The 14327-nt window shown below is 26.7% G+C and carries 17 protein-coding genes; 16 read left to right on the forward strand and 1 reads right to left on the reverse strand.

The window, feature by feature from the left end:
* Positions 1-1007 precede the first annotated feature (1007 nt).
* From ACVHXK_RS15180 to ACVHXK_RS15235, 12 genes are all read left to right on the forward strand, one after another.
* Positions 1008-2042, forward strand: coding sequence for an Rpn family recombination-promoting nuclease/putative transposase (locus ACVHXK_RS15180; RefSeq protein WP_461207260.1), 1035 nt, complete (start codon positions 1008-1010; stop codon positions 2040-2042).
* Between the two features lie 44 nt (positions 2043-2086).
* Complete coding sequence (locus ACVHXK_RS15185) at positions 2087-3328, forward strand: WYL domain-containing protein (protein ID WP_461207261.1); 1242 nt, start codon at positions 2087-2089, stop codon at positions 3326-3328.
* Positions 3328-4311, forward strand: a complete 984-nt coding sequence (locus ACVHXK_RS15190; RefSeq protein WP_461207262.1) for a WYL domain-containing protein — start codon at positions 3328-3330, stop codon at positions 4309-4311. Before ACVHXK_RS15185 ends, ACVHXK_RS15190 begins: the two co-directional genes overlap by 1 nt.
* 332 nt (positions 4312-4643) lie before the next feature.
* Positions 4644-5192 carry an RNA polymerase sigma factor gene (locus tag ACVHXK_RS15195; protein WP_461207286.1) on the forward strand — a complete coding sequence of 183 codons (549 nt, stop codon included), beginning with the start codon at positions 4644-4646 and terminating at the stop codon, positions 5190-5192.
* Positions 5185-5505 carry a hypothetical protein gene (locus ACVHXK_RS15200; RefSeq protein WP_461207263.1) on the forward strand — a complete coding sequence of 107 codons (321 nt, stop codon included), beginning with the start codon at positions 5185-5187 and terminating at the stop codon, positions 5503-5505. The genes ACVHXK_RS15195 and ACVHXK_RS15200 overlap by 8 nt, the downstream gene beginning before the upstream one ends.
* A gap of 71 nt (positions 5506-5576) precedes the next feature.
* Complete coding sequence (locus tag ACVHXK_RS15205) at positions 5577-6497, forward strand: double zinc ribbon domain-containing protein (protein WP_461207264.1); 921 nt, start codon at positions 5577-5579, stop codon at positions 6495-6497.
* A 134-nt stretch (positions 6498-6631) separates the two neighbouring features.
* Entirely contained in the window at positions 6632-7666 is a 1035-nt protein-coding gene (locus ACVHXK_RS15210) for a M42 family metallopeptidase (RefSeq protein ID WP_461207265.1), read from the forward strand.
* A 202-nt stretch (positions 7667-7868) separates the two neighbouring features.
* Entirely contained in the window at positions 7869-8000 is a 132-nt protein-coding gene (locus ACVHXK_RS15215; protein ID WP_461207266.1) for a hypothetical protein, read from the forward strand.
* 49 nt (positions 8001-8049) lie between these two features.
* Positions 8050-9324: a sensor histidine kinase gene (locus ACVHXK_RS15220; RefSeq protein WP_461207267.1), complete on the forward strand. Its 1275-nt coding sequence runs from the start codon at positions 8050-8052 to the stop codon at positions 9322-9324.
* Positions 9325-9346: 22 nt separating this feature from the next.
* Entirely contained in the window at positions 9347-9913 is a 567-nt protein-coding gene (locus tag ACVHXK_RS15225) for an accessory gene regulator ArgB-like protein (protein WP_461207268.1), read from the forward strand.
* Between the two features lie 267 nt (positions 9914-10180).
* The gene (locus ACVHXK_RS15230) at positions 10181-10390 is read left to right on the forward strand and encodes a cold-shock protein (RefSeq protein WP_461207287.1); all 210 of its coding nucleotides are present in this window, start codon (positions 10181-10183) and stop codon (positions 10388-10390) included.
* Between the two features lie 541 nt (positions 10391-10931).
* Positions 10932-11177, forward strand: a complete 246-nt coding sequence (locus ACVHXK_RS15235) for a Spo0E family sporulation regulatory protein-aspartic acid phosphatase (RefSeq protein WP_461207269.1) — start codon at positions 10932-10934, stop codon at positions 11175-11177.
* A gap of 75 nt (positions 11178-11252) precedes the next feature.
* Here ACVHXK_RS15235 and ACVHXK_RS15240 read toward each other — a convergent pair whose 3' ends face one another.
* Complete coding sequence (locus ACVHXK_RS15240; protein WP_461207270.1) at positions 11253-12047, reverse strand: HAD-IIA family hydrolase; 795 nt, start codon at positions 12045-12047, stop codon at positions 11253-11255.
* A gap of 180 nt (positions 12048-12227) precedes the next feature.
* Between ACVHXK_RS15240 and ACVHXK_RS15245 the strand changes: the two genes are divergently transcribed.
* From ACVHXK_RS15245 to ACVHXK_RS15260, 4 genes are all read left to right on the forward strand, one after another.
* Positions 12228-12425 (forward strand): hypothetical protein, encoded by a 198-nt coding sequence (locus ACVHXK_RS15245; RefSeq protein ID WP_461207271.1) that lies wholly within the window; start codon positions 12228-12230, stop codon positions 12423-12425.
* A gap of 243 nt (positions 12426-12668) precedes the next feature.
* Complete coding sequence (locus ACVHXK_RS15250; protein ID WP_461207288.1) at positions 12669-13025, forward strand: sigma-70 family RNA polymerase sigma factor; 357 nt, start codon at positions 12669-12671, stop codon at positions 13023-13025.
* Between the two features lie 176 nt (positions 13026-13201).
* On the forward strand, positions 13202-13927 hold the full coding sequence (locus ACVHXK_RS15255; protein WP_461207272.1) for a hypothetical protein: 726 nt from the start codon (positions 13202-13204) through the stop codon (positions 13925-13927).
* Between the two features lie 48 nt (positions 13928-13975).
* Positions 13976-14272 (forward strand): hypothetical protein, encoded by a 297-nt coding sequence (locus tag ACVHXK_RS15260; RefSeq protein WP_461207273.1) that lies wholly within the window; start codon positions 13976-13978, stop codon positions 14270-14272.
* Positions 14273-14327 lie beyond the last annotated feature (55 nt).

Raw genomic sequence — 14327 nt, forward strand, 5'->3', positions numbered from 1 at the left:
GCTTGGGTAAACTTGCTCTGTTAGGAGTATTGACCAAGAAGCCCCCACTTCAACAAAGTAAGTGGAGGGTAGTTCACAAACATATTAGAAAACATATTAAAACATTATACAAAGAATTATACGTTGGAACTTTATTTGTATTTTTTTATAAATTAAAGATTTTCTGACTGTAAGGAAGAAAATCATCCACAATTGTGCATTGTAAATTGTGCATTGTGCATTGAAAAGATGATAGTTATTGCAATGCTCACACATCTGAATAGGGAGTTTTAATTTAGTCTATATTTTTCATAGCGCTTCTCACAACTTTGTTAACTACTAGAAATTATAGGTGAGTATTAATAATTTCTAAAGCGACTAGGAGATAAGAACTACTAAGATAAATAGTAAACGGTATCCTTAAAACTACAAACTATCAATAGTGTTGTGTAAAGGGAAATTTATATATAAAATTTCCTATACACTGAGCATTGCAATAAAGATAAACTTTACGGAAACTTAATTTATACTTGTACAAAATTCTAAGGGTTAAAGAATTATGGACAAGTACAAATTTATGTTGAAGTAGTTTATCTATATATCTTTTAATTTCAGACGTGACGGGTCTGGGTGGGATTCGAACCCACAATTGCTAATTCATATACTCTAACCGCTGAGTTAACTGTGAAATTTCACAGTGAAGGAATCGAACCTCCGTCATAATATAAACTGGAGTTATCATTCGGCATACTGCAAAGGTAGAACCTTTCAGCACCGTTTGGATTTTAAAACCAAAACATAGAATAAATAGCTCATGAGATAATATTAGCATTGAAAGGATAGGTTATCATTTAAAAAAAGTTGCGAAGTTTAATTTTTTTTTTGTAAAATCAAGGTATTTATGAATTAGAACATAAGTTTTGAAAAATAATATGGGTATAGATTATTTTTGAGTTAACTTAAATTTATTATTTGTGCAAGTGCTAGTAAAATTGATATAATATTATAGAAGGAGTTTACAAAAGATTATGAAAGATTTAGTTAAAAAACATGATTTTGATGCAGCGTGGAAAACAATATTAGAAGCTTTTGAAATAGAAATTGTAGAATTATTATTTCCAGAATTGTTTTTAGAAATAAATTGGGAGATTGGAACGGAATCTTTAGATAAAGAATTGCAGGAAATTCAGAAAGAAATCTTTGATAAAGATAGTACGGAAATAGTAATATCAGATAAAATAATAAAGGTTAGATTAAAAGATAAAAAAAGCAAAATCCTATTTATACATGTAGAAGTACAAAGTTATAGTAGTGGTTACGAGATTTTCGGAGAAAGAATGTTTAGGTACTTTTATAGGATATGGGATAAATTTAGATATAAATATAAAGATAAATCAGAAATAGTTGCAGCAGCTATTTATACATATAAAGGTCAGCGAGGAAAAGACAAAAGATATGTATACAAATTACCACAAATTGATGAAGAAATTTTTATATATAATTTTAGAACTATAGATGTTGAAAAAATTGAACTTGAAAATATAAGAGATGAAAATCCATTAAAATTAGTATTTAAAATGGCAAAAAAATTATTAGATATAGGCGTATCAGACGAAGAAATATTTAATGCAAAAATAGAGTTAGCAGAAGAATTGAAGCTTTATGATAAAGTTAAAAATAAGGAACAGATTAAAGCACTTGTAGATTTTTTAGAATATTTATTTTTGATTAAAGACCCAGAATTAGAAGAAAAATATAAGGAATATAAGAAAATAAATGGAGGGGTGTTTAAGATGACAATAGACGAAATAAGAAAAATACATTACGAGCAAAAAGGAAGAGAAGAAGGAAGAGAAGAAGGAAGAGAAGAAGGAAGAGAAGAAGGTGCAGTTTTAGCTAGGAGAGAAGATATACTAGAAAATTTAAATGAAATTGCAAAAGTTCCTGCGGATATTATTAAAATAGTAAACGAAGAAAAGAACATTGATGTTTTGAAGAAGTGGTTGAAAATTTCAATTGTAGTTGATAGTTTGCAAGAATTCATGAGTAAAATAAAGAAGTAGAACGCCTACTTCTTTTTTTGAGCATTAATAGGGGAGATGATTTTGTGGCTAAGTTTTCTGAACTTATTAAGAATTTTGATAAAATTAGAGATTATATGCGTGATTTTTATGTTTATGGATTTAAGTCTAGAGGGGATTTTAATCAGAAAAGCTGCCGTACTTATGATAATGAGAAAAGAAGGATAGAATGTTATTTGAAGGATTATATTAAGTGGGATAATTCTATTAGAGGTAAACATGTTTTTATTTCCCTTAATAGTTCGGAAATTAGTGAGAATCCATTATATTCAGCCTGGAAATCGAAGAGTTTTACTTCAAATGATATAATGCTTTATTTTTATATTTTAGATATATTGAAATTGAAGAGAACACTTAATATAGAAGACTTAACTAATTATATTTGTAATGAAAGTGGAGAAATATTTGAGGTGCAAACTGTTAGAAATAAGGCCAATGAATATGTAAAAGAAGGAGTTTTAAAAAAGATTAAAAAAGGACGAGCTTTATATTATTCACTAAGCAAAGAGTATTTAAATAATGTTACGAATAATCATGAAGGTTTGTTAGATGCTTTGAAATTTTATCAAGAGGTAGCGCCTTTTGGGGTAATAGGTAGTTATATTTTAGATGAGGAAGAAGAAAATAATAATATATTCTGTTTCAAACATCATTTTATTGTACATACATTAGAAGATAAAATTTTATTGGATATTATTAAGGCTATGAAGGAAAAGAGAAGAATAGAGTTTTTTAATCAGAGTAACAGGAGCAATGCTAGCAGTAGTTTAGTGGGAGTGCCTCTTAAAATATTAGTAAGTAGTCAAAGTGGGAGACGGTATATAAGTATTTATAATGAAGAAAAACATAGATTTACTAACTATAGATTAGATTACATAAAGTCTGTTAAGAAAATGAACTTATGCACAAATTATGATGAACTAAAAGAAAAATTGGGGACAAATTTGTGGAAATGTTGGGGGGTATCCTTTGGCAGCAAAAATAGAAATGATAGTATCAGTATAAAGTTTTACATTGATGAAAATAATGAAGGTTATGTCCTTAATCGGCTTTATAGAGAAGGTAGAGGGGGAACTGTAGAGAAAATTGAGGATAATATTTTTCTATATACTAAAGAGGCTTTCGATGTAAATGAAATGATGTCTTGGGTTAAAAGTTTTACTGGGAGAATTATTTCATTGGAGAGTTCTAATAGTTTTGTGGAGAAAAAATTTTATGAGGACATGAGGCGTATGGAGGAAATGTATTTAGGGGGTGGCGAAATATAATGGAGATTTTTTCTGAAATTTATGGTTGTTATTATAATGTAGTCACTAAAATTTTAAATAAAGCTTATGATAAGCAGATTACAAAAGAAGATATGAACAGGATTATTAATGAGCAAGCCTTTTGTGAAAGTGCTTTATATATAATGCCTAAGCTAATTAGTGGAGAATGGAATTTGTTAGAAAATAAAGATGAAAAATTTTCATCTAAGTTAAAATCAAAGATTAAATTGCCAGTAACGACATTAGAAAAATCTTGGATAAAAGCGTTACTTTTGGATAAAAGAATCAAATTGTTTTTAAAAGAAGAACAAATAGCATATTTAGATAAATATTTGGAAGATATAGAGCTTTTATTTAAGGTAGATGACTTTTATTGTTTTGACAGTTATGAGGATGGCGATGATTACAGGGATAAAGATTATATAGATAATTTTCAATGGATTCTTTCAGCTTTGAAAAACAAGGAAACTATAAAAATTACATTTATAAGCGGCAAAGGTAATAGAATTGAGGGTAATTATTTGCCTTGCAAATTGCAATATTCAAGTAAAGACGATAAGTTTAGGGTAAATTCTGTGAAAATAAAAGAAGGAAGAATTCGTGAATTTATTACTATTAATATAGCAAGAATTATTAAAATAGAAAAATCAAAAGAAGAATATGATAAAGAGGTTAATTTAAATAAATTTAATGAAAGAAATCAAAGCGATGAACCTGTAGTAATCCAAATATCACGTGAAAGAAATGCACTAGAAAGATGTATGCTCCATTTTTCTAGTTATGAAAAGAAAACTGAATATGATGAAAAAGAGGACAAGTACATAAGTTATATTTATTATAACAAAATGGATGAAACAGAACTTTTAATCCGAATACTTTCTTTTGGACCAGTAATTCGTGTAATAGGGCCAGATTCGTTTTTAGAAAAAGTAAAAAAGAGAGTGGAGATTCAGAAAAAATTATTATGCAAGCAAAATTTATAGAATATAGAAAGCACTAAACTTTAACATGTTTTTATATTTCTTTTAAAAAAAATTTTTTCGAACAAATACATATTAAAGCAAGTATACAATAATCGAAGGGTTCCAATATAAAATTATTTGAATAATAAGTATCTAGATATGATGAAATCTATAACACACAATAATTTTAAACTATTTACTATAAACTATAAACCGTTAATTAGGTACTAGTAACTATGAACTAGTAACTATGAACTGAGAACTATGAACTGAGAACTGTGTACTGCGTTGCTTATTGTGAACTGTGCATTATAAAGTTAGAGAGGTGATTAGATATTGATTACAAAAATTTAATAAATGAAGCTAAAAATAATAAAACGGCTTTTGATAAAGTAATGCAAATCTACTCACCATATGTATACAGACTTTGCAGGAGGTTATGTAAAGACAAATTTGATGCAGATGATTTGTTTCAAAATACATGGCTGAAAATATATAAGAATATACAAAAGTTTGATTGCAATAATAATTTTGAAAATTGGATTTATACTATATGTTTAAATAATTATAGAGATAATTACACTAAGAAAAAGAAACTATTATCAAAAGTAAAAGATCTATTTCCTTCCACAGAAGAAAAAGAAAAAGAAATGAGCAATATATATGATTCATCAAAAAATATTGATACTGAAGTAATATCAAAGCTAGACGGGGATAGAACTAGATACTATGTTAATGAATTAAAAGAAATATATCGTATTCCAATAATATTATTTTATTTTAAAGACTTGTCTTATACGGATATTTCTGAAATTACCAATGTACCCATAGGTACAGTGAAATCTAGACTTAATATGGCAAAGGCGAAATTAAAAAAAATGATGGAGGCTGATGATGGATAATAATGAATTTGAAAAGAATTTAAGGGAGGCTATTGCTACAGAAGAAATTCCTGAATTAGGTCTCATGATGAAAACTAGAGAAAAAATATATGTAAAAAAAGAAGAAAAACAGGAAAAGTTAATAGTCCTATATATGGTTACTTTAATTTCAATATTAATAAGTTTAGAGATTTTTGCTTGTATATATATATTTAAAATCAATATTATTCTCGGTAGTATGATATATGTAACTTTTTTATCTTTTGTTGCTTTAGTGGTATTTATATCATATTCTTATAAAAATTCAATTATAAAATACTTAGAGAACTGCTAGTTGAAGATTTAAAAATGAAACTTTAAAGGTATCTATGGTGAAGTTTTATAGATAAAATAGGAGGTAAAAAAATGAGTTTGATTTTCATGCTTTTAATAGGAGTATTAATTCTTTCTTTAATTATAGCAATTGGAGTTTTTGTGTATAGAGATTCCCAAGAACACAATATGGACCCTGTTGTCTGGACTTTGATTGCAGTATTAGTGCCAAACTTAATTGGTTTTATTATTTATTTAGTAGTTAGGTCAAATAAAAATGATACACTGAGATGCCCTAGTTGTCACCAGCCCATAGATATTGACTATGTAAAGTGTCCTCATTGTGGGGCAAAACTTAAAGGAACTTGTTCTAATTGTGGAAAACCAATTAATCCTGAGTGGAATAGTTGTCCTTATTGTTCTCATGATATTGATAAAGAAACTATTAATTTGAACAAAGAAAATAGTAATATTACGGATAATTACGAGCAAAATAATACTTTTACTTATAGTGAGGGTGATTACAGTAAAGCTGATAATAAAAATAAGAACAAAAAAGGCTTGAAAATCATAATTGGAATATTTATAGCGCTTATTGTATTGATTTTTATAACGGTTATTGTCAGTTTTGCAGGGTTTAACACTATGACGTCTACTAGCGTTTCGAATGTTTCAGTTATGGAAACATCTTCAGAAACTCCAGTTATAGTTAACGAAATTTTAGGAAAAGGTTCTAAATCTACAATGAAAAGTAAGTATCATTATTGGAATGGGACTAAACAAAAGAAGGTAGATGTTGAAGCCGGAGAAACTGTAGAAATTGAGTATTCATCTATAGTTGAAGATGGTGAACTTGAAATAAAATTATATAGCAGCGTAGTTAATATGTCTTTACCTACAAATGAGGAAGGTAAATATAGTTATACAGCAGATAAGGATGAGGAATTAGTAATTGAAATTATAGGTAATAGAACCAAGGGAGAGTATTCTATTGAAACTGAGATTGTAGAGTAGAGCTGATTTGGCTCTATTTTTTTATTATAAAATCAAATTCAATATAATATTTTTAATAATATGATATAATAACCTCATATATATTATGGATTTATCAATACATAGAAAAAATTAAATTAAAGAGGAGAATAATAATGAATATTGACATGCAATATGTAAAAGATTTTATGGCTAAAATATTAGGAATACCTAGTCCGGGTGGAGATACTGATGTTGCAATGAAAGTAATAGAAGAAGAATTTGAAAAATTCGGTATTCCTACAAAAAGAACTAAAAAGAAAGCTTTAATTGCAACTATTGAAGGTGAAGATAATGAAAACCAAAAGATGATATCTGCACATGTAGATACATTAGGTGCAGTAGTAAGAGAAATTAAAGAGAATGGAAGACTTAAAATACTTCAAATTGGTGGATTTGCTTGGTCAGCAGTAGAAGGCGAAAATGTTATAATAAAAACAATATATGGCGAAGAATATACAGGAACTATATTACCTGAAAAAGCTTCCATACACATCTATTCAGACGTAGTTAGAGAAACAATTAGAACTGATGAAAACATGGAAGTAAGAATAGATAAATTTGTAAAAACAAAGGATGATGTACTAGAGCTTGGAATAAGAGTAGGTGATTTTGTATATATAGAGCCAAGAACAACAATAACTAAAGATGGCTTTGTAAAATCAAGATTTTTAGATGATAAAGCTTGTGTGGCTGTAATATTTGGGTTAGTTAAATATCTTAAAGATAATAATATAAAACCTAAATATACTACTCAGCTTTATATAACTAATTATGAAGAATTAGGGCATGGAATATCTGTAATTCCTGAAAAAGTTCAAGAGCACTTGGCACTTGATATTGGTACTGTAGGACCAAATCAGCAATCAGATGAAACTAAAGTAACAATCTGTGCAAAAGATAGCCGTACTCCATATGATTTTGAATTCAAGAAAAAACTTGTCGAATTATGCGAAAAAAATGATATTGATTATGTTGTTGATGTACACTATAGATATGGCTCAGATGCAAGTCTTGCAGCAATGCAAGGATTTGATGCGAATTTTGCTTGTGTTGGAATAGGCGTTGATGCAACACACCATTATGAAAGAACTCATATGGATGCTGTTGAAAATAATATTAAACTTATAGTTAAATATATTACTGAATAAAAAGGATTACGCAATTGCAAACCCTTTTAAATAATAATAATGATATATTGAAAATACTCTCTTGTGACTATACAGAGAGTATTTTTACTGTAATATATGTAAATATACCTAAAATAAAGCAAAATGATTTAATCTTCGAAATTTTATGATATAATTATAATAGTAATTAAAAATCAAAAAAATAATGAAAGGAGGAGTGTTTATGAAAAAATTAAACAAATTTATGGGTGCTTTTTTTCTTAGTTTATGTTCTTTGTTTGTTATAACAGGGGCAGCATCTTTGTTTGGAGTAGGCATGGAAGATATGCCTGAATCTATTAAAGAACAAAGATAAATTATCTGGTTTGGATATTGCTTAAATTAGATGAAAGGAAATTAAAAATATGCTACTTATAATATTAGATGTATTTACAACGTTGTATCAATCATTGTTATTAGTATGGGTTTGCCAAGAAACTATACCTAAAGATAGGAAATTAACAAATACAAAGAAGAGGTTATTTTTTTATGTATTAGCTATAGATATATTAATATTTACTCATATAGATTTATCGATTCTTTCGTCTAATTTACTTATGATGTTTAGTGTTCTAATTGTTGCTATGTTTTTCTACCCAAAAGCAATTGGCATTGTAGAGCTTGCAATGAGCACAACATACGTATTATGTGCAATGATTTCTGCAATTATAATATCAGTTTTTAAAAGCATTACATTCAGTTTTAATGTAGGTTTAAATTCTGAAATACAATTATTACTATTTGTTTTTATTCCGGTATGGATATTATATTTTGTTATAATACTATTTAGGAAAGCTTTATTTAATGGGATATTATATTTAAGACAATATAATAACTTAACTATTACAATAGTGTTATTTAATATTGGAGTAATTATTATAGATACATATAGAACTAATATACAATTCGAAGGAGTAGGATTAATATTTCAGGTAATGATATACTGTGTAGGTTTATTAACATTAATATTTGCCTTGATGTATTTCTCAAAAATAAATAGTAAATCAAAAGAAATTGAAATTCTTAATAAGTCTTTAAATGAAAAAATATTGGAATTAAGAAAGATAAAACATGATTATGGAAGTGAAATTAGCAGTCTTTATGGACTTTATAAATTAAATAGAATGGACAAAATGGAGGAACTCTTTAAAGAAATCATTGATAGAAATCAATCTTTTAATACAGGAGTTAACGTTGAGATAAAAGCTAGTACTTTGGTACAATCAATTTTTAATGAACTAGTTCCAAATGGAATCGATATAATTGTTTCAGATAATGGTAACTATGAGGACGTTACTATTTCTACTAATGATTTATTAAAAATTATTTCAAATATTATAAGAAATTCAGTTGATGCATTGGAAAATACTAAGAATCCATTAATAAAATTTAACAGTTATGATGGATATAATATTCTTAATATTATTATTATAAATAATGGACCTAAAATACCTGATGAGATTAAGCTTAAAATCTTTGAAGCTGGATTTTCAACAAAAGAAACTGAGAGAGACTATCGTGGATATGGACTTAGTATAATTAAAGATATTCTTAATAAAAATAATGGTAATATTAATATACAAAGCGATGAAAATTGGACAAGATTCATTATACAAATTCCTAAAAAAATATTTAATTAATCTTTTTGAGGAAGTGATTTATATGCGCAACTTAATAAAGAAAATTGCTCATTTTATATCTACAAGTAACAATTATTCTATTGAGCAAGAAGAAAAAGTTGAATATTCGATGAGAATTTTTATTTTCGAGACACTAAAAATTATATTATTGATTGTATTTTTTAGTTTGTTAAAATTAAACTTTGAAGCTTTTATTGTAATACTAGTTATGAGTACAACTAAGCCATTTATAGGTGGATATCATGAAGATACTCAAATAAAATGTTTTATAGCTACACTTTTAATAGTGGGAAGTATAATTTATTTAAGTTTTAATAATAGTTTTAATATTGTATCTGTAATAATTATAAGTGCAATTTGCCTATTTTCTATATGGCATAGAGCACCTGTTGTAAATCCAGAAATGGCTATAACTAAAGAAAAACTATTGAAAAGAAATAGAACTATTGGTTTTATAATTAGTCTATTATATGCACTTGCTGCAATACTTTTACTAAATTATAATGTTATCTCAAATTTGATTATTTGGACATTGGTTTTTCAGTGTTTGCTACTTTTTAATAAAAGAACGAAGAGGTTTAAAACATAGATTGTAATTAATCATAATGTTTAAACCTCTTTTTTTATTTTGAGAGATGATAAGATGTGTCGAATTTTAAGTTACTGTTATTTTTAAATTTATAATTATAGTTTACCAAAAAGTTGTGAGAAACATTATGCATTATATATTTTATTGAGGCAAATAATATAATGAGTTCTGTATAGAGGAAAATAGTTTGTTTGTAGACTCTATAATTTAAATATAAGAAGGGTAGGTGAATAAGTTACTTAATATGATAAAATTTAGGTAACTAAAATCGATATGGAAACTGGAGTAGTTAAATGGTTTGATAATGATAGAGGATATGGCTTTATTTCAGGACAAAATGGAACAGATGTATTTGTCCATTCTTCAAAGGTAAAAGAAAAAAACTATAATAAAGACCTTCATGAAGGAGAAGAGGTTACTTATGATACTATTAAAGATCAAAAAGGACTTCAAGCTATAAATGTACAAAAGTTATAATAAATACAAATTTATTTATGGTAAGGAATGATTAAAAATAAGGGTGGTAGATTAAGTTGCGACCCTTAAGATTTTTATAAAATCATAAATACTATTATAATTTATATTTTAAAAGCTAACAGAGTTATATATAAAGGATTATTTTAAATTATTTTAATAACTTTAATAAAAAAGTTTATAAGGCATTTATTAAAGAGTTATATAACTTTAATGAATTATAAGTAATGTTAAATAATGTTTACAATATTTACCTATAAGTATTAATAATATAAGTTTTTGATACTGATATTTTACATATATAGTTCGTTTATGACTATATATTATATAGTTAAACAAATATATACATATAAACTAATAATTACTTAACAAATCATAGAAAATATATTAAAATATAGATAGTGTATTTTTATATAAATATATGGGGTAATTATGAAGGTGAATTGGTTGATTGAAAGAGGGCAATATTAATAATGTTTTTATATAATTAATCTTGATAAAAGAAAGGAATTAATAATTGAATAATAAATGCAAAGGATGTCGCTTGAAATTTTTAATAGAAAATAGTCAGGATAAATTAAATAAGTTAATAATAGAAAAAGATTTTAATTTGCAGGATGAGAAACTAATTAAGTTAAGCGAAAAAATAGATAAATTATTAGTGAATTGTACTTTGTGTAAAAAAAATAGGCAGCACCAATACATATTACTCAGTAATGGAGAAGACCTTTTTTCAGATAATAAATTTGGAGGTTTAATTAAGCAAGAGAAAATAGCTCATAAAAAATGATTTATAAAAAGTTTATGACCTCTATTATGTAAAAATATAGAGGTCAAGTATTATCAATTATAGATAAATAGGAAATTAAATTATTTCGTTTCTAATACGATTAATTAAATCGCCGACTCCTTCAAATATATATTTAGGAGCGTATGGAAACAAATCGATTCCTTCTCTTGTTGTAACACCACTTAGTACTAACATAGTATCAATACCAGATTCAATACCTGCTACAATATCTGTATCCATTCTGTCGCCAATAATCATTGTCTCTTCTACAGAGCAACCTAGTTTCAACATTGCTTCACGCATCATCAGTGGATTTGGTTTTCCTATATAGTAAGCCACTTTGCCAGTAGTTAATTCTATAGGTGCCATAAGAGCCCGTGTTGCTGGCACTATTCCTTTTTCAGTTGGGCCAGTAAGGTCAGGATTTGTACCTATCAATTTTGCCCCGTTTTGTACAAGATGAACTGCGAGTTCAATGTGTTCAATATTATAATTCCTGGTTTCTCCCATTATAACGTAATCAGGGTCGATATTATTCATAGAGAAGCCTACATCGTATATAGCTTTTGTAAGACCATTTTCTCCAATAACAAAAGCGCTGCCATTAGGACATTGATTAGCCAAAAAGCTAGCTGTTGCTAAGGCACTTGTATAAAAATGGTCCTCTCCAACTTCTATACCTAACCTAGAAAGTTTTTCTGCAAGTTCTCTTGGAGATCTTTCACTACTATTTGTAAGAAATAAAAAGTTCCTATCAATTTCTTTTAACCAATTTACAAATTCTTTTGCACCAGGTAATAAATTATTACCATGATATAGAACACCGTCCATATCACATATGAAACCTTTTTTATCTAAAATTTCTTTCATATTTGTCCCTCAATTCTTTCTAGTAGTATTTATTAGTATTATAAACCTATAATATTTTAATTACAATTATTAATAAAGGCTGAATTAATAAAAAACAACAAAATGTAAAATTTAGTTATATTCAAGAAATTATATTTTGATTAATTTAAAAATAATATGAGGTTGAAAGGGAGAGTAAAAATGTTAGTAAAAAACATGAAAATATTAGATATTATAACAGAGCATGAAGAAACTCAAGAGATATTTAGTTCTTATGATAAAATAATTGGTGAATGTGTTATGTGTAATCATATGTTTGATTCCCTAGAGGATTTTGCACTACAGTATAGTATTGACTTACAAGAACTTATAAAAAAATTAAATACTTCAATTTCATAAGTAATGTTAAATTTGAAAATACATTTTATAATACTTTGTATAAATATAAAAAGGTAAGATTTTGTTACCTTTTTCTTTTTTTTGAAAAAATTTATATTTTATTAGGTTTTTTTTGGGTTTTTACATATATATAAGAGAAGTACATAGTTTAAATGATAGAACTATGCATAATTAAAAGAAAAATGAGAAGCAACATAAAAATATTGATATATGGATTCTGCAGAAAGAAGCAATTTGTATAAAATGTACAAGCTAGAAAGCAATTCTTTTAATGGCTATGCTATTAGGGCTATTAGAAATAATATTTTAGATTTATTTAAGAAAAATGTAAAATTACACAAGGAAATTAATGACGATTTAATTTTGAATATATGTATAGATAAAAAATTGACAGTAGAGGAGCATATCCTAGCTGGGGAAGAAATGAAACGATTGTATAAGGCATTAGACAAACTAACTAAAGAAGAAATGAAAATTATAAATGAATACTATTTCAATAATAAGACTTTAAAAACTATAGCTTGTGAGAACAACATTAATTATAAAAAAATGGTGAGAAATAAGAAAATGGTACTAGAAAGAATTAAAGAAAATTATTAAATGATATGACACTTATAAATCATATTTTACAAATCGCACAAATAAATTGGGAAAAATATACAAAAAACACTATTATAAATTGCTAAAATGTTTTATAATTTATATTAGAAGGTTTATATTCAAATTAATAAAAATAAAGTGAAATTTTAAAATATATTATTTTTGTTGGAGGTAGTATGAAAAAAATTATAAGTGTATTTATTATTTTATTTGTCATTATTGGAAGTATGGGATGTGCAAAAGAAATAACAAATGGTCAAGAAGTAAATGGAAAGGAATTAACAGAAACACAATTAACAGAAACACAATTAACAGAAACACAAGACATAGAAACAAATCAATCTACTGAGGAAAAAACAGAAACAATTCTTATAGATGATAACAAAAAAAATAATACACTTAATGATAATAAAACAGAAATAGAAGAAGAAAAGGAACCAGTAAAGGAATCTGAAATATCTCTTCAGCAACAGACTTGTGATGGTAATGTAAATTATTTATTATATGTAAATGACAGATTTGGATTTTCTATTCAATATCCTGAATTTCTTTGTAACGGGGAAGAATCTTTTAATGGCGACGGGATAACACTAACCAGTGAAAGTGGAGAGGTAGAACTTGCAGTCTGGGGTGCTCACAATGTACTTGAAGAAACTATAGAAAGTCTTTATAATGAAGAAATCAATAAACATCCAAATGCAGCATATAAGGTAATAAGAGATGATTTCTTTGTAGTGTCTTGGGTTGAAGGGGACAAGATATTTTATGAAAATACAGTAGTAAGTGAAGATGTTATCAACACTTTTGTAATTCAATATCCAGTAGAGCAAAAAGAAGAGTTTGATCCTATAGTTACTGAAATATATCATAACTTTTATACTACTGGAGAAATAGGATATTAAATTTATTAAGATATGATAAGATTAAACCGATGAGGAGATTTGTATTCTATGTTCAAACTAATGAGGGTGCTAATAGTAATGGTATTTGCCCTATTTCTATATTTTGTTGTTGATAAAAGGATTAAAATCACAGATAAAGTGAGATTAAATCTTACTATAAAGAGTGAATGGCAAGCTACATATGTTGTAGCTAACATGTTGCTTCTAATGCTACTTTTGGAAACTTTATCTAAGTATTTTATCTATGTATCAGAATTTTCATGTGATTTTTTCAATGGCTTTATAATTGGAATAAGTTTAGGACTTTGTATAAATCTTTCGGAAGAGGATGAAAGTTCTTCGTAGAGGGCTGTTTTTATTTTATAAGGAATTACATACGTAGTTGAAGCAGTACCAAATA

The sequence above is a fragment of the Clostridium sp. DL1XJH146 genome, from assembly GCF_054819755.1.